The organism is Azospirillum sp. B4 (genome assembly GCF_000333275.1).
Classification (GTDB): Bacteria; Pseudomonadota; Alphaproteobacteria; order Azospirillales; family Azospirillaceae; genus Nitrospirillum.
This window is the reverse complement of record NZ_BACU01000565.1, coordinates 20,568-36,319: the sequence shown is the minus strand read 5'-3', so window position 1 is coordinate 36,319 and position 15,752 is coordinate 20,568. Positions and strand designations below refer to the sequence as shown.

Annotated in this window: 13 protein-coding genes and 1 pseudogene; 5 read left to right on the top strand and 9 right to left on the bottom strand. The window is 66.8% G+C overall.

The window, feature by feature from the left end; genetic code table 11:
• Positions 1 to 484: pseudogene (locus tag I55_RS37380) on the top strand (hypothetical protein); the annotation flags it as partial.
• Between the two features lie 144 nt (positions 485 to 628).
• Positions 629 to 1,732 carry a PA0069 family radical SAM protein gene (locus I55_RS25545; protein ID WP_044563537.1) on the top strand — a complete coding sequence of 368 codons (1,104 nt, stop codon included), beginning with the start codon at positions 629 to 631 and terminating at the stop codon, positions 1,730 to 1,732.
• Between the two features lie 196 nt (positions 1,733 to 1,928).
• Here the strand turns inward: I55_RS25545 and I55_RS25540 are convergent, their stop codons facing one another.
• The 7 genes from I55_RS25540 to hemN form a co-directional block, all read right to left on the bottom strand.
• Positions 1,929 to 3,176 carry a hypothetical protein gene (locus tag I55_RS25540; protein WP_044563536.1) on the bottom strand — a complete coding sequence of 416 codons (1,248 nt, stop codon included), beginning with the start codon at positions 3,174 to 3,176 and terminating at the stop codon, positions 1,929 to 1,931.
• Between the two features lie 210 nt (positions 3,177 to 3,386).
• Entirely contained in the window at positions 3,387 to 3,773 is a 387-nt protein-coding gene (locus I55_RS25535) for a biopolymer transporter ExbD (RefSeq protein ID WP_044563535.1), read from the bottom strand.
• A gap of 50 nt (positions 3,774 to 3,823) precedes the next feature.
• Complete coding sequence (locus I55_RS25530) at positions 3,824 to 4,285, bottom strand: biopolymer transporter ExbD (RefSeq protein WP_044563534.1); 462 nt, start codon at positions 4,283 to 4,285, stop codon at positions 3,824 to 3,826.
• A gap of 3 nt (positions 4,286 to 4,288) precedes the next feature.
• Complete coding sequence (locus tag I55_RS25525; RefSeq protein WP_307718729.1) at positions 4,289 to 4,903, bottom strand: MotA/TolQ/ExbB proton channel family protein; 615 nt, start codon at positions 4,901 to 4,903, stop codon at positions 4,289 to 4,291.
• A 50-nt stretch (positions 4,904 to 4,953) separates the two neighbouring features.
• Positions 4,954 to 5,196 (bottom strand): hypothetical protein, encoded by a 243-nt coding sequence (locus tag I55_RS39380; RefSeq protein WP_044563532.1) that lies wholly within the window; start codon positions 5,194 to 5,196, stop codon positions 4,954 to 4,956.
• 82 nt (positions 5,197 to 5,278) lie between these two features.
• Positions 5,279 to 5,941, bottom strand: coding sequence for an energy transducer TonB (locus I55_RS25515; RefSeq protein ID WP_044563531.1), 663 nt, complete (start codon positions 5,939 to 5,941; stop codon positions 5,279 to 5,281).
• A 624-nt stretch (positions 5,942 to 6,565) separates the two neighbouring features.
• The gene (gene hemN / locus I55_RS25510; protein ID WP_044563530.1) at positions 6,566 to 7,960 is read right to left on the bottom strand and encodes an oxygen-independent coproporphyrinogen III oxidase; all 1,395 of its coding nucleotides are present in this window, start codon (positions 7,958 to 7,960) and stop codon (positions 6,566 to 6,568) included.
• A 191-nt stretch (positions 7,961 to 8,151) separates the two neighbouring features.
• Here hemN and I55_RS25505 point away from each other — a divergent pair, with 191 nt between their 5' ends.
• The 3 genes from I55_RS25505 to folB all read left to right on the top strand — a co-directional run bounded on the left by I55_RS25505 (position 8,152) and on the right by folB (position 10,606).
• On the top strand, positions 8,152 to 8,883 hold the full coding sequence (locus I55_RS25505) for a ribonuclease HII (protein WP_083901426.1): 732 nt from the start codon (positions 8,152 to 8,154) through the stop codon (positions 8,881 to 8,883).
• A gap of 197 nt (positions 8,884 to 9,080) precedes the next feature.
• Positions 9,081 to 10,118 carry a site-specific DNA-methyltransferase gene (locus tag I55_RS25500; protein WP_044563544.1) on the top strand — a complete coding sequence of 346 codons (1,038 nt, stop codon included), beginning with the start codon at positions 9,081 to 9,083 and terminating at the stop codon, positions 10,116 to 10,118.
• A 44-nt stretch (positions 10,119 to 10,162) separates the two neighbouring features.
• Complete coding sequence (gene folB, locus I55_RS25495) at positions 10,163 to 10,606, top strand: dihydroneopterin aldolase (RefSeq protein WP_044563529.1); 444 nt, start codon at positions 10,163 to 10,165, stop codon at positions 10,604 to 10,606.
• 2 nt (positions 10,607 to 10,608) lie between these two features.
• On the opposite strand, the gene I55_RS25490 is transcribed toward folB, so the two are convergent.
• Both I55_RS25490 and I55_RS25485 read right to left on the bottom strand, forming a co-directional pair.
• A complete protein-coding gene (locus tag I55_RS25490; RefSeq protein WP_044563528.1) occupies positions 10,609 to 11,847 on the bottom strand; it encodes a threonine ammonia-lyase in 1,239 nt (412 codons plus the stop codon).
• Between the two features lie 177 nt (positions 11,848 to 12,024).
• Entirely contained in the window at positions 12,025 to 15,528 is a 3,504-nt protein-coding gene (locus tag I55_RS25485; protein ID WP_044563527.1) for an indolepyruvate ferredoxin oxidoreductase family protein, read from the bottom strand.
• Positions 15,529 to 15,752 lie beyond the last annotated feature (224 nt).

Here is a 15,752-nt window from a genome sequence, read left to right as displayed (position 1 = left end):
TCCTGAAGGCGCTCTCCTGGGTGGGCATCACCTGGGATCTGCACCGCCCGCCGCCCGCCGTGGTGCGGGGCGAGCAGCGCCTGGCAAGGCCATCATCGAAAAGGCCGCCGGCCAGCTGGCCGCCACCTTCCATGTGGAGCAGATCGCCGCCCGCCTGCAGGCCACCCTGGCCGACACGCCCTCGCTGGCCGAGGTGAAGGTGGAGCTGCAGCACAAGCTGCAGAACGCGCGGGTCCAGGCGGAAGCCATGCTAGCCTCGCTGCACCTGTCGGAGTTGCACATGCCCTCGCTGCCCGACCTGCACATGCCAAGCCTGCCCAAGCCGTCCATGCCCTCCATGCCAAGCCTGCCGACTCGGGATGAGCTGAAAGAACGGGCCGCCGCCATGTTCGTGCGCACGCCGTCCATGGACGACATCGTCGACCGCGCCCGCCAGCTGCTGATCGAGGCCGTCTGCGCCCGCCTGGCGATCTCCGCCGCCTGAAGGCCATACCGGTTCAGGAAAGGCCGCCGCCGGTCGCCGGGGCGGCCTTTCTGTTGCCCGGATGAGAGCGTTGTCTCGCAGTATGTTCATGTTGTGTTCTGTTTTTTACCAGCGTAGGCTGCCCCTCGGATAACGGAGGGGATCATGGTCGACGTCCTGGGTGATCGCCCGCTGAAGGGCCGTGGCACGGTGTCCAACAGGGTGGGCCGATTCGAAACCCACACCCGCATGCGCACTGATGACGGCTGGGCCAGGACGGGCCAAGACGGCTGGGACGAGGAAGCGGACCTGGAGACGGCACCAGCGACGCAAATCCGGTCGGACACATCGCGCAGCGTCATCAGCTACAACGACAGCCCGGACGTGAACTTCGACCGCTCCATCAATCCCTACCGGGGGTGCGAGCACGGCTGCGTCTATTGTTTCGCCCGGCCCAGCCACGCCTTCCTGGGCCATTCCCCCGGCTTGGACTTCGAGACCATCCTCTACGCCAAGCGCGACGCCCCCGCCCTGCTGGCCAAGGAGCTACGGGCAAAAGGCTACAGCCCCCAGCCGATCGCGCTGGGCGCCAACACCGATGCCTACCAGCCCGTGGAGCGGACGGAGCGCATCACCCGCGACGTGCTGGAGGTGCTGCGGGACTTCCGCCACCCGGTGGGCATCATCACCAAGTCGCCCCTGGTGCTGCGTGACCTGGACATCCTGGCCCCCATGGCGGCGGATGGGCTGGCACGCGTCGCCATCTCCATCACCACGCTGGACCGCGACCTGGCCCGGCGGCTGGAGCCGCGCGCCGGGACGCCGCAGCGCCGCCTGGATGCCGTGCGCCAGTTGTCGGCCGCGGGCGTTCCCGTCAGCGTGCTGGCCTCCCCCATGATCCCGGCGCTAAACGACGCGGAGCTGGAGGCCATTCTGGCGGCCGCCAAGGAGGCGGGGGCCACCCAGGGCCACTACATCCTGTTGCGCCTACCCATGGAATTGGCCGACCTGATGGAAGAATGGCTGCGCCTGCATGTGCCCGACCGGGCCGACCATGTGCTGAGCCTGATACGGCAATGCCGCGACGGCAAACGCAACCACGCCGAATTCGGTACCCGCATGCGCGGTACCGGCGCCTACGCCCAGCTGCTCGCCGCCCGCTACAAGCTGGCGGCCCGGCGCCTGGGCCTGGATCAGCGGCGTTGGACCATGCGCTGCGACCTGTTCCAGCCTCCCCCCCGCGCGGGCGACCAGCTGACATTGTTCTGATACCGGCGGCACGAGGTTTTGACTCGCGCCGCCGTAGCCCGCGACTGTGGGCGCTGAAGGTTTCCGGGGAGCATCAGCGGACCGGAAATCGAGGACGGGCCACGCCGGCGGATGCCGGCGCCCGGATACGACAAAGGCCGGTCCACCAGGGACCGGCCTTCGCCATTTCCATCACGGCGCTGCAGCGCCGGATCGATCACGAGAACGGGTTGATGCCCGCCTGGATCAGGTAGAGGCGGGCGATGTCGGCGGTGCCATCGGTGCCCTTGATGCTCTTGGCGGCTTCCACCGCCTTGGGCTTCTGGCCGGCGGCCAGGTAAGCCTGGACCAAGCGCAGCTTGGCCTCTTCCGGATACTTCAGCTGATCCTTCTTGATGCCAGCCTGGATGACCTCGATGGCCTTCGCGGAATTGCCCAGGGCCAGATACTGAACACCGACCCGGATCAGCTGCTTGCCGTCGGGCTGGGCGGCCGCCTCCTTCTCGTCATCCGGCAGCTTGCGCTGATCGTCCTCGACCTGCTTGCCGGCCATGTCGGCCAGGCGCTTCTCACGGTCGCCCTGGGCCTTGCCCAGGATGCCGGCCTTGAAGCCCTTGTCCATGGCGGCCTTGGCTTCGGCACCCAGGCCATCGCTCATGGCCAGCTGCGAGAATTCCAGGTACGGACCGGCTTCCTTGGCGACGCCGGTGGCGATCTGCAGGCGCAGCACGTCGATCTGCAGACGGTTGGAGTTGAAGCCCGGCAGCTTCTGAACCGCGCGGATCACGCCATCCCAGCTGTCGGCATCGGGGTAGTAGACCAGCAAGCGTTCCATGGCCTCGGTGAAGGCGGGCTTGTGGTCCATGTTGTATTCGGCGTTCGCCACCGTCTGCAGCATGGTCTTGGACGGCTTGCCGCCCTGAGCCTGGATCATGGCGCGCGCGGCCTTGGCGGCGTTCGCGTAGTCCTTCTGATCCATGTAGATCTGGACGGACAGCTCCTTCAGCTTCTGATCCGTGCCGCCATCCTTGTAGTACTTGTCGGCGGCGGCCGAGAACTTCGTGTAGTTCTTCGCGGTGAAGTAGGATTCGGCGATCATCTGATCGCGCTTCACCACTTCGGCGTCCGGCAGCTGGCAGCTGGCGAGCGTCGCTTCCAGCGCCTTGGCCAGGTTGCCTGAATCCCGCAGACCGCTGTAGGCGGAGCCGCGCAGGGTCTCGATCGTGCAGGTTTCAAAGGCGGACTTGCCGCTCTTCTTCTCCGCCTCGTCGATCTTCTCCAGGGCGTCCTTGTACTTGCCCGCCTTCAGCGCCTCTTGGGCCGCCTTCAGCGCATTGCCGACTTCCGGGCTGAACTTCTTGGCTTCGGCGGCGTTGGCCGGCGCGGGCGCGCTGACAACAACGGCGCCGCCCATGGTGAGCGCCGAGGCGAGGAGTGCGGCACGAAGGAAGTGCTTGGCGATCATTCCGAGGACTCTACCTGCTTTGTTGAAGGGCTGGACCGACGAGCGGACCCTCATTCGGGTTATCAGAACCGGCAATTGGGGAATTTTCGGGACATGCGCCCCCGTGAAGGCCCCCCGCCCCCAAAATGTCACGAGGGGTCCACGCAAAACGGTTGCGGCGGCCCCGCATCCCAAGACCAGCTTGGTAACGAGACCGCCGCGAACACGGACTTAGTCCATGAACTGTTCCGCACCCACCAGGCCCAGCTTGGTCACGCCCAGGCGCTGGGCCTCGGCCATGACCATCGCCACGGTGTCATACTTGGCCAGCTTGTTCGGCCAAAGATGAACCTCGGGCTGGGGAACCTTGGCCGCCGCATCCCGCAGATGCAGCTCCAGGGTCTGGCGGTCCGGGATCGTAACGCCGTTCCACTGAACGGTGTTATCGAAGTCCACCATAATGTTGATCACTTCCGGCGGCGGGCCGTTCGGCGGCGGGGGGTTGCCCACCGGCATGTCCAGCTTCACCGCGTGGGTTTGGATCGGAATGGTGATGATCAGCATGATGATCAGCACCAACATCACGTCGATAAGCGGCGTGGTGTTGATGTCCATCATGGCTTCGTCTTCACCACCTCGCCAACGTTCATACCCATGGCTCTAACTCCTTACCGGCGGGACGTCATTGCGCGGCGGCGGACGCCCGCGGGCGGCTCGGTGATGAAGCCGATCTTCACGATACCGGCACGCTGGGCCGCGACGACCACCCGCCCCACATATTCGTAGCGAGCGTTACGGTCGCCACGGATGTGGACTTCCGGCTGGGGCTGTTCCACGGCGCGCGTCTTGAGCTTTTCAAGCAGCGCGCTGTAGTCCGGCATCTTGGCCTCGTTCCAGAAAATGTCGCCATCCCGATTGACCGCGATAATGATGTTTTCCGGCTTCGTCTTCGTAGGCTGATTCTTTTCCCTCGGCAGATCCACCGGCACCGTGTGGGTGACGACGGGAACCGTGATCAGGAAGATGATCAGCAACACCAGCATGATGTCGACGAGGGGGGTCGTATTGATCGCCGATACGACCTCACCATCATCATCACCATCGCCGGCAGGCCCGACGTTCATCCCCATGGCTTAGGCGCTCCGAGCGGACTTGCCGGCGCCGAGACGACCGCCGCTGACCAGCAGGGCGTGCAGGTCGGCGGAGAAGTTACGGACGCGATCCATGGCGGTCTTGTTGCGGCTCAGCAGCCAGTTGTAACCCAGCACGGCGGGCACGGCGACCATCAGACCGATGGCGGTCATGATCAGCGCTTCACCGACGGGACCGGCGACCTTGTCGATCGAGGCCTGACCGGCGATGCCGATGGCGGTCAGGGCGTGATAGATGCCCCACACCGTACCGAACAGACCGACGAACGGACCGGTCGAGCCCACGGTGGCCAGGAAGGCCAGGCCGGACTTCATACGGTTGCTGATGCTGTCAACCGAGCGCTGCAGCTGCATGGTCACCCAGGTGTGCAGGTCGATCTGGTCGACCAGGGTGCCCTCATGGTGCTCGGTGGCGCGCAGGCCGTCTTCGACCAGCATGCGGAACACGCTGTTCTTGTTCAGCTTGGAGGCGCCATCGGCCAGCGACGGGGCGGTCCAGAAGGACTTGTCGGCCTGGTTGGCGGAGCGCAGCAGCAGGGTCTGCTCGATCAGCTTGGTGATGATGATGTACCAGGTACCGGTCATCATGATGGCCATGATGATCAGAACACCACGGGCGACGAAGTCACCACCCTTCCACAGGGCGCTCAGGCCATGGGGTTCTCGACGGTCTCAGTGGCGGCAGCCGGAGCGGCGACTTCGCTGCCGGCAGCCGGAGCCGGAGCGGCCGTGTCAGTGGCCGGAGCGGCGGCGGCCGGGGCCGTGCTGTCGGTGGACGGGGTCGTGGTCTGGGCGACCGCGACCGAGGCGAAGGTACCGACGACCAGGGCGACCATGGCGAAACGCACCATGGAACCGGCGGTCGACTTGAAACGCTCCCTAATGCTCATGACAATTCCAACACATTTGGGTTGATGGGATGAGGAACCCTCGCGCAGCAGCGTCTAAGAGGCCCCGGTTTTCTTGAACTCTTTAACGCGCGTCTTTCAGCTGGAACCGGTAGGCCATCTTGGTAGACGACCACGTGGCCACGGACTTCCCGTCCTGGGTCTCAGCGGTGCACTTCCACACACCACGCTGGGCCTGGCGGACCACGGCATCATCCAGACGTTCATGACCGCTGCCCTCGACCACCTTGGCGTCGGTGACCTTGCCGCTGGCGTCGCAGTAGACCTGGAACACGACACGGCCTTCCTCGCTCAGACGCTGCGAAGCCGACGGGTATTCCGGCTGATAGCGGTTGAAGCTGGCGGGGTCGAGCTTCACCGGGCTGGCGGCCGGAGCGGGCGGGGCCTGCGGGGCGACCGGCGCGCTCGGCGGGATCACGACCGGCGGCTTGGTCGCCGTGGTCTGGGCGATCGGCGGCGGCGGCGGATTCTCGATGTTGATCTCCACCGGCGGCACGAAGGGCGGCGGCTGGATATCGACATGCGGCGGCGGCGGCGGCGGCGGGGGAGGCGGCGTGTCCGGCTTTATCTCTTCGATGATCTTGGTCTCCACAGGACCCTTGACCACCTCCACGACCTTGTTCGCAAGGCCGGTGAAGAGCGCGTAGACGATGCCGGCCTGGATCAGGACCGTGGCGGCCAGCCCGATCAACCGGCTGTTTGACGATTGTTTTGTGGTGTAAGGCATTTTCCTGCGGTCACATCACGAAGGAAGACACCGCATCGGAAAACGCCTGGGCGCATCCGAGCGGAAGGGATTTACAGGAGACGACGCGGGGGCAATCCACGACATCCGGAACCTGAGGTCCGCCTGGACATCGTTCAGCAACCCTGGGGTCGCGCAACATCGACCTTCCCACATCTGCCTCCAATTTCATGTGCGAAGCAGTATCCGGCGCCCGTAACGCGTATCCGGTTATTTCGTAACCTGACCCGCGCTAGCCCCAAGCACCGCGGCCTGATTTTCACAGACCTGAACACCGCTCGCGATCGTTGTCGACCTTCACAGTCGAGCCTTGTTGGGTTTTCGTATGCCCGATTTCTAAGACGCACGCAAGCGGCAGGTATGCAGGAAATGACTCTCTCGGTCACTGCCTGTCTTAAACCAGCCAGCCTTCGTAATTTCATGCAACTTTCGCGGGGCACGATCGCCATTTTGCTGCATTGCAGCAGCGGCTTTGGGCTTTCCTCCGTTAACCAGTGGGACTGTTTTTTTTCAGTCTTCTAAGGCCGTTTGTGAAAGCAGGCAGGAAGCACCGGTGGTTTCGCGGACGCGTCAGGCCACCCTATCTTGAAAAATTCTGAAAAAAATCTACACGGCATAGCTGTGGCGTCCGGATTCCGGGTCGAAGTAGGCATCGAACAGAACCGCGACGCTGCGGACCAGGTGTCGAGCCTCCTCCCTGACCTCGACCCTGGTTTTGTCACAGGCGATCATATCATCAGTGGCGAGCGTGGCCAAGGCGCGCTCCGTCGCAGGCGTCAGGATATCCTTCAGCGGGCGCCCATGCCGGCGGCACGTCTCCTCCAGGTCCACGGCGAAACGGCACATCAGTTGCTCGATGATGTCGGCGCGCAACCTATCATCGTCAGACAGCGCCAGGCCCTTGGCCACCGCCCAGCCATCGCCACCGTTCTCCCATGCCTTCAAATAGGCGGGAACGGCCACCAGGTTCTGGATGTAGCCGCCCCGGGTGCGCCCGATGGCGGAAGCGCCGAAGCCCAGCAGCGCCGTGGCCGTATCAACGGTGTACCCCTGGAAGTTCCGTTTCAGCCGGCCGGCGGCATAGGCCAGCGCCATGACGTCGTCCGCCCGGGCGTAGTGGTCAAGGCCGATGGCGACGTAGCCCGCCGCCTCCAGCACCGCCGCCATGGCGGCCGCCTGCTCCGTCCGCTGGGTGGCGCCGGGCAGGGCCGCCGTCTCGATGCGGCCCTGGTGTGCCTTCAACGACGGCATATGGGCATAGCCGAAGATGCTGAGCCGGTCGGGCGCCAGTTCCAGGGCCTGGACCACGGACTGGACGCAGCTGTCCACCGTCTGGTGGGGCAGGCCGTAGATCAGGTCCAGGTTGATGCCGCCGACGCCGGCCTGGCGCAGGCGGGCCACCGCCTCCGCCGTGGCGGCGTAGGGCTGGACGCGGTTGATGGCGCGCTGCACCCGGTCGTCGAAGCTCTGCACCCCCAGGCTGGCGCGGGTGACACCGCCCTGGCCCAGGGCCGCCGCCATGGCGGCCGTGAGGGTGCGGGGATCGATCTCCACCGCGATCTCGGCCGTGGCCGCCGGACGGCCGAAGCGCCGGGCCAGCCGCTCCATCAGCGACAGGAAGGCGTCGGGTGGCAACAGCGTGGGCGTTCCGCCACCGAAATGGATATGGGTCACGGGCGGCAGGCCGCCCCCCTTTGACATGGCCGGATCCGGCACCAGGGCGCCGGCCACGGCGTCGATCTCCGCCTCCAACGCCGCCTGGTAGCGGCGGATGGGCGCCTCATGCTCCACGACCGAGGTGTGGCAGCCGCAATACCAGCACATGCTGCGGCAGAAGGGGATGTGGAGGTAGAGCGACAGGGTGTCGGCCGCCGTCAGTTGTCCCAACCACTGGCGATAGTCCGCCGCCGTCACGGCGGCGCTGAACTGTGGGGAAGGCGGGTAGCTGGTGTACCGGGGGACGCGCTGGTTGCGATACTTGGCGACGAGATCGGGGCGCATGGGGACAGCCTGTCGGACAGCGGACGTGATCAGGAAACCGGATGGGATACCGTGATGGCCGCATGCTGCGCCCAATGCGTCGGTGGCAAAATGATCTGCCTCAAGCGACACTCCCCTTCCCCATGCCGATCCTTGCGGGGCGACAGCCAGGGCGCCATCATGGCGCCTTTCCGATGCTGTAGCTGTGATCGATGCCGCGCCCCCCCAAGCCCGTCCCCCAGAAGCCCGTCCCTGGCATTCCGCCGTCGAAAATCCTCATCCAGCTGGGCCCGCCCACCCTGCGGCCCGAATTGGACGCCGGCCACGGCACCGATAGCCTGGTCTGCGGCGTGGACGAGGCCGGGCGCGGCCCCTTGGCGGGGCCGGTGGTCGCCGCCGCCGTCATCCTGCCCGTCTGCGCCCCCGGCAGCGCGGAAGCCCCGCCCTGGTGCGCCGGCATCAATGACAGCAAGAAGCTGACGGCCGCCGCGCGCGAGGCCCTGTTCGACGCCATCCGCGCCAACGCCCGGGTGGGCGTGGGCATCAGCAGCGTGGAGGAGATCGACACCGTCAACATCCTCCAGGCGACCTTCCTGGCCATGCGCCGGGCGGTGGAGCAGTTGGCGGCCGATGGCGGTCCCACCCCGGTCACGGCGCTGGTGGACGGCAACCAAAGGCCGGTGGGCCTGTCCTGTCCCCGCATCGTCACCCTGGTCAGCGGCGACGCGCTGAGCCTGTCCATCGCCGCCGCGTCGATCATCGCCAAGGTCACCCGCGACCGCCTGATGACGGATTTGGCCCTGTCCCACCCCGGTTACGGGTGGGAACGCAACGCCGGCTACGGCACGGCCGAACATCGTGACGCAATCAAGATATTGGGGGTCACGCCCGTTCATCGCCGTACATTTGCTCCAATTTCAGAACAACTCGCCCTAAACCTTTGACTCTACTGACTCTTGCCTAAAAAATTACATTGACGGCGACTCGGGGCCGACTCATTGTCGGCAAAAATCACAACCGATTCGGCGAAATACTCCCCATGTTGAAGACCCCGGAAACCCGTACTGACTCCAAGACCAAGTCCAAGGCGCGCGAAGCGGCGCCCGCCAACCGGATACTTGTGGGCGACTGCGTTTCCCTGATGCAGAACCTGCCGGCCGGCTCGGTCGACATGGTGTTCGCCGACCCACCCTATAACCTGCAGCTGTCGGGCGACCTGATGCGCCCCAACCACACCCGCGTCGACGGCGTGGATGAGGAGTGGGACCGCTTCGCCGATTTCGCCACCTACGACCGCTTCACCCGCGACTGGCTGGCCGCCGCCCGCCACGCCCTGAAGGACGATGGCACCCTGTGGGTCATCGGCAGCTACCACAACATCTTCCGCGTGGGCGCCATCTTGCAGGACCTGGGCTACTGGATCCTGAACGACATCATCTGGCGCAAGACCAACCCCATGCCCAACTTCCGGGGCAAGCGCTTCACCAACGCCCACGAGACCATGATCTGGGCGGCCAAGTCGCAGGACGCCAAGTACTTCTTCGCCTATGAGGCGATGAAGAACCTGAATGAAGAGCTGCAGATGCGTAGCGACTGGCTGTTCCCCCTGTGCACGGGCTCGGAGCGGCTGCGCGACGCCGACGGCAACAAGGCCCACCCGACCCAGAAGCCGGAGGCCCTGCTGTACCGCGTGCTGTCCAGTTCCACCCGCGTGGGCGACACCGTGCTGGACCCCTTCTTCGGCACCGGCACCACAGGGGCCGTGGCCAAGCGCCTGCGCCGCAACTGGATCGGCATCGAGCGGGAGAAGACCTACGCCGAGGTGGCGCTGTCGCGCATCGCGGCGGTGGAACCCGCGGCCGAGGCCGAACTGCTGGAGCCGCCGTCCAAGCGCGCCCAGCCCCGCGTGCCCTTCGGCTGGCTGGTGGAGCGCGGCCTGCTGCAGCCCGGCACCACCCTCTATGACACCCGCCGCCGCCACAGCGCCCGCATCAAGGCCGACGGCACCCTGGTGGGCGCCAACCATCTGGGGGAGCATAACGGCTCCATCCACAAGGTGGGTGCGGCCATGCAGGGGCTGCCGGCCTGCAACGGCTGGACCTTCTGGCACTATGTCGACGGCGGCCAGCTGGCCCCCATCGACATGCTGCGCCAGCGCGTCATCGCCGAGATGCACTGAGGGCCCCTTCCCGTCCCCCCGGGCGGGGTGGTAGAGGAGCGGCCATGAACAAGCTCTTCGCCCAAGTGACGGGTACGGCCGCCAAGGCCGCGCCCGTGAAGGTCCTGCCCCAAGCCCCGGCCACCCCCCCCGCGCTGGCCCGCATCTTCGTGCGCGACCTGGTGGTGATGGCGACCATCGGCATCTACGAGCACGAGAAGCGCGAAGCCCAGCGCCTGCGCGTGAACCTGGACATGATGGTCCTGGACCGCCAGGGCCAGCGCCGCGACGACATCGCCGACGTGGTGTCCTACGAGGATGGGGTGAAGATCGTCCGCGACCTAGCGGCCCAGGGCCACCTGAACCTGGTGGAGACCTTCGCCGAGACGGTGGCGCACCGCCTGTTGGCCGACCCCCGGGTGCACAGCGTCACCGTGCGCGTCGAAAAGCTGGACGTCTTCCCCGACGCGGCCTCCGCCGGGATCGAGATCACCCGGCAGCGGGGGTGATCTCACTCCCCCGCCAGGGTCTTAACCTGGAAGCCATTGCTGCGCAGCGCCTCCACCACCCGTCCGGCGTGGTTGGCGGAGCGGCATTCCACCGTGATGTCGATGTCGGTGGCCTTGACGTTGGCGGTGCTGAACAGGCGTTGGTGCACGGCCTCGATGATGTTGCCGCCGGCCTCGCCGATCAGGGTGGTGATGCGGCCGAGCGCGCCCGGCCGGTCGGGGATGACCACGCGCAGGGTGACGATGCGGCCCTCGCGCACCAATTGGCGCAGGATGACGCTGGCCAGCACGCGGCTGTCGATGTTGCCACCGGACAGCACCAGGCCGACCTTGCGGCCGGCGAAGCGCTCCGGGTGCTTCAGCGCGGCGGCCAGGCCGGCGGCGCCGGCCCCTTCGGACACCGTCTTCTCGATGTTCAGGAACAGGGCCACGGCCCGCTCAACCTCCCAGTCCTCCACCAGGATGATGTCGTCGACCTTGCGGCGGACGATCTCCAGCGTGGTGGCGCCCACATTCTTGACGGCAATGCCCTCGGCGATGGTGTCGCCGCCCACACTGACCGGCAGGTTGTGCAGGGCCTGGTACATGGGCGGGTAGGCCGTGACCTCCACGCCGATGACCTCGATGTCCGGCTTGCGCGCCTTGGCGGCGATGGCCATGCCGGAGATGAGGCCCCCCCCGCCCACCGGCACCAGCAGCACGTCCAGGTCGGGCGCGGCGTTCAGCATCTCCAGCGCCACGGTGCCCTGGCCGGCGATGACCAGCGGGTCGTCATAGGGGTGGACGAAGACGTAGCCGTGTTCCTGCTGCAGACGCTCGGCCTCCGCCGCCGCCTCGGCCAGCACCGCGCCCTTCAGCACCACCTTGGCGCCGAAGTTCTCCGTGTGCTCCACCTTGATGAAGGGGGTGCCCTCGGGCATGACGATGGTGGCGGGAATGCCCAGGCGGCCGGCGTGGTAGGCGACACCCTGGGCATGGTTGCCGGCCGACATGGCGATGACGCCGCGCCGCCGCTCCTCCTCCGTCAGGGACAGCAGGCGGTTCAGGGCGCCGCGTTCCTTGAAACTGGCGGTGAACTGCAGGTTCTCGAACTTCACCCAGATTTCGCAGCCCGCGATGCGCGACAGGGTGCGCGAGGGGATGCAGGGCGTGTCGATGACCTGGCCACCCAGCGCCAGGGCCGCCGCCCGCACATCCTCCAGGGTGACCTTGTCCTCACCCACGCCAGCCTTGCTGTCCATCACGTCTGTCCTTGAGAAGAGGCGACTTGAAACGGGCGCCAACCATAGCCCTCAAGCGACGGCCCGCGACAGGGGATTTGTCGCGATGGCTATGCTATCGCCTCAGACGCCGGCGGCCCCGGTCGTGGCCTACAGCGGCCTGAAGCACAGCCTCAAGCCGTTGGTGCCCATCCTTGCCTACTCCGCCGCCAGGGGCGTGGACTGGCCCGGCGTGCCGGTGCGCCAGTCGCGCAGCAGCGCCGCTTCCTTGGCCTTGACCTCGGCGTAGGCCTTCTCCTTGACGTGACCGTAGCCGCGGATCTTCTGCGGCAGCTCCGCGATCTCCACCGCCAGGGCGTGGTTGTCTTCGGAAAGGCCGGCCAGCAGCTCCGCCACCGTGGCGCGGAAGTCCACGATCAGCTGGCGTTCCATGCGCCGTTCCGCCGTACGACCGAAGATGTCCAGGGCCGTGCCGCGCAATCCCTTCATACGGGCCAGCAGGCGGAAGGCCGTCAGCATCCAAGGGCCGAAGGCGCGCTTGCGCACCTCGCCCGTGGCCGGGTCGGTGTGCGACGCCGTGGGCGGGGCCAGGTGGAAGACCAGCTTGTAGTCGCCCTGGAACTGCTGGCGCACCTGGTCCAGGAAACCGGTCTGGGTGTAGAGGCGCGCCACCTCGTACTCGTCCTTGTAGGCCATCAGCTTGAACAGCGTGCGGGCCACGGCCTCGGTCAGCTGGTCGGCGCCGGGCACCTTGGCCGCCTCCACCCCGCGCACCTGGGCCACGAACTGACGGTAGCTGTCGGCATAGGCCGCGTCCTGGTAATCGGCCAGGAAGGCCGCGCGGCGGTCAATCACCTCGTCCAGCGTCTCCGACAGGCGGCGGTGCGGGGCGTCGGCGGCCGGGCCCTTGGGCGTGGCGATCTTCTCCACGGCCGCCTGGTCCAGGGCGGCGCGACGGCCCCAGCGGAAGGCGTCGGTGTTCATCTTCACCGCCGCCCCGTTCATCTCGATGGCCTTCTCCAGGGCCTCGGCGCTGACCGGCACCAGCCCCTTCTGATAGGCGTAGCCCAGCATGAACAGGTTGGTGGCGATGCTGTCGCCCAGCAGGCCGGTGGCGATGCGGGTGGCGTCCACCGCGTCGACGGCATCGGCGCCACAGGCCTTGGACACCGTCGCCACCATGGACCCGCCGTTCATCTGGAAGTCCGGGTTGGTGACGAAGGCGGCGGTGACCGCCTCGTGCGTGTTCAGGATGGCCCGGGTGCGACCCTTTGCCATCTTGGTCAGGGCGTCGGCATTGGCCGCCACCACGATGTCGCAACCCAGCACCACATCGGCGCCGCCGGCGGCGATGCGGGTGGCGTGGATATCCTCCGGCCGTTCGGCGATGCGCAGGTGGCTGGTGACCGCCCCGCCCTTCTGCGCCAGGCCGGCCATGTCCAGTACGGTGCAGCCCCGACTTTCCAGATGGGCGGCCATGGCGACCAGGGCGCCGATGGTGACCACGCCGGTGCCGCCCACGCCCGTCACCAGGATGTTCCAGGGACGGTCCAGGGTGCGCCGCACCGGCTCCGGCAGGGCCTCGATCGCGTCGGCCTTGCCCCCCACCGGCCCCTTGGCCCGTTGGGGCTTGCGCAAAGAGCCGCCCTCCACCGTCACGAAGCTGGGGCAGAAGCCCTTGAGGCAGGAGAAATCCTTGTTGCAGCTGGACTGGTCGATCTGGCGCTTGCGGCCGAACTCCGTCTCCACCGGCACCACGGACAGGCAGGAGGACTTGGCCGAGCAATCGCCGCAGCCCTCGCACACCAGCTCGTTCACCACCACGCGGCGGGCCGGGTCGGGGAAGGTGCCGCGCTTGCGACGGCGGCGCTTCTCGGCCGCACAGGTCTGTTCATAGATCAGGACACTGACGCCCTTGATCTCCCTCATCTCGCGCTGCACCCGGTCCAGGTCGTCACGGTGTTCGATGGTGGTGAAGGGCGGCAGGCCCTGGCCCAGGCCATACTTCTCCGGATCGTCGCTGACGACGACGATGCGCTCCACGCCTTCAGCCTCCAGCTGGCGGGCGATCTGGTGCACGGACAGGCTGCCGTCCACCTTCTGGCCGCCGGTCATGGCCACAGCGTCGTTGTAGAGGATCTTGTAGGTGATGTTGACCTTGGCGGCGACGGAGGCGCGCACCGCCAGGATGCCGGAGTGGAAGTAGGTGCCGTCGCCCAGGTTGGCGAAGACATGCTCCTCCCCCGCGAAGGGGGCCTGGCCGATCCAGTGCACGCCCTCGCCGCCCATCTGGCTGAAGACGTCGGTGTTGCGGCCCATCCACGTCACCATGTAGTGGCAGCCGATACCGGCCAGGCCGCGACTGCCCTCGGGCAGGTGGGTGGAGGTGTTGTGCGGACAGCCGGAGCAGTAGAAGGGTGCCCGCACCACCGTGCTGGCGGAGGCGGCGGGGCGCAGCTGCGCCTCAAGCGCCCGCACCCGTTCCGCCACGCGGTCGACCATCAGGCCCAGCTTGGCCATGCGGCCGGCCAGCGCCAAGGCGATGGTGGTGGGCGACAGCTCCGCCTTTTCCGACAGCAGCGGCCGGCCTTCCTCATCCGTCTTACCCAGGATGCGGGGACGGCGATCCCAATTGTACAGCTGCTCCTTCAGCTGCGCCTCGATCAGCGACCGTTTCTCCTCCACCACCAGCAGCTCTTCAGCGCTCTCGGCGAAGTCGCGGATGCCGTGGGGTTCCAGCGGCCAGGTCATGGCGACCTTGAAGATGGCCAACCCCAGGTCCGCCGCCATCTCCGGCGTGATGCCCAGCTCATCCAGGGCCTGGCGCACGTCCAGATAGGACTTGCCCACCGTCACGACGCCCAGGCGGGGCTTGGCGGCACCCAGGACAACCTTGTCCAGGCGGTTGGTCCGGGCGAAGGCGCGCGCCGCGTCCAGCTTCCACTGGATCATTCGGTCTTCCTGGATCAGCGGCGTGTCGTGCAGGCGGATGTTCAGCCGGCCGGGCGGCATCTCGAAATCGGTGGGCAGCACCACGTCGCTGACGGCGGCGGGCACACGCACGATGGCGGAGGTGTCGATGGTGTCGGCCAGGGCCGTGAACCCGACCCAGCAGCCGGAATAGCGCGACATCTCCCAGCCGATCAGGCCGTAGTCCAGGAACTCCTGCACGCCCGCCGGGCTCATCACCGGCATGAAGGCGTGGATGAAGGCGTGGTCGGACTGGTGCGGCAGGGTGGAGGACTTGGAGGCGTGGTCGTCGCCGGCGATGGCCAGCACGCCGCCGTGGCGGCTGGTCCCGGCGAAATTGGCATGCTTCAGCGCGTCCAGCGAGCGGTCGACGCCGGGGCCCTTGCCGTACCAGATGCCGAACACGCCATCGACCTTGGCGCCCTTGAACAGGTTGACCTGCTGGCTGCCCCAGACGGCGGTGGCGCCCAGTTCCTCGTTCACGCCTGGCTGGAAATGGATGTTGTGGCGGGCCAGGTGCTTGCGCGCCTGCCACAGCGCCTGGTCATAGGCGCCCAGGGGGGAGCCGCGATAGCCCGAGATGAAGCCGGCGGTGTTCAGGCCCGCGGCACGGTCGCGGTCGCGCATCAGCATGGGCAGGCGCACCAGCGCCTGGGTCCCGGTCATATAGACCCGGCCGTCCTGCAGCACATACTTGTCATCAGGGGTACGGCGGCCAGCGACATAACGCATCCTCCACGCGGGTGGAACTGCCCCTGTCAAAAGCCCTTCCCGCACATCTTACAGAAAGTGACGAGCCGTCCCGAACAGGGGTTCGACGGGCCCGGCGCCGATGTTTTCCCGGCTTGCCAGATCATCTAACCCGAGGAAGCGTAGCCGCGAAAATAGGTCACGTATACTGACATATTTCTGTCGGGAAGCACCGCAGCAATCGCACCGACTCGTTCGCGTCGGCA

Bases quoted from the DNA above. Each gene is read 5' to 3' on its own strand.
- I55_RS25530 (WP_044563534.1), bottom strand. From the start codon at position 4,285: ATGGGGATGAACGTCGGGCCTGCCGGCGATGGTGATGATGATGGTGAG.
- I55_RS25545 (WP_044563537.1), top strand. From the start codon at position 629: ATGGTCGACGTCCTGGGTGATCGCCCGCTGAAGGGCCGTGGCACGGTG.
- I55_RS25500 (WP_044563544.1), top strand. From the start codon at position 9,081: ATGCAGAACCTGCCGGCCGGCTCGGTCGACATGGTGTTCGCCGACCCA.
- I55_RS25540 (WP_044563536.1), bottom strand. From the start codon at position 3,176: ATGATCGCCAAGCACTTCCTTCGTGCCGCACTCCTCGCCTCGGCGCTC.
- I55_RS39380 (WP_044563532.1), bottom strand. From the start codon at position 5,196: ATGAGCATTAGGGAGCGTTTCAAGTCGACCGCCGGTTCCATGGTGCGT.
- I55_RS25515 (WP_044563531.1), bottom strand. From the start codon at position 5,941: ATGCCTTACACCACAAAACAATCGTCAAACAGCCGGTTGATCGGGCTG.
- I55_RS25535 (WP_044563535.1), bottom strand. From the start codon at position 3,773: ATGATGGACATCAACACCACGCCGCTTATCGACGTGATGTTGGTGCTG.
- I55_RS25525 (WP_307718729.1), bottom strand. From the start codon at position 4,903: ATGGCCATCATGATGACCGGTACCTGGTACATCATCATCACCAAGCTG.
- I55_RS25490 (WP_044563528.1), bottom strand. From the start codon at position 11,847: ATGGACAGCAAGGCTGGCGTGGGTGAGGACAAGGTCACCCTGGAGGAT.
- folB (WP_044563529.1), top strand. From the start codon at position 10,163: ATGAACAAGCTCTTCGCCCAAGTGACGGGTACGGCCGCCAAGGCCGCG.
- I55_RS25505 (WP_083901426.1), top strand. From the start codon at position 8,152: ATGCCGCGCCCCCCCAAGCCCGTCCCCCAGAAGCCCGTCCCTGGCATT.
- I55_RS25485 (WP_044563527.1), bottom strand. From the start codon at position 15,528: ATGCGTTATGTCGCTGGCCGCCGTACCCCTGATGACAAGTATGTGCTG.
- hemN (WP_044563530.1), bottom strand. From the start codon at position 7,960: ATGCGCCCCGATCTCGTCGCCAAGTATCGCAACCAGCGCGTCCCCCGG.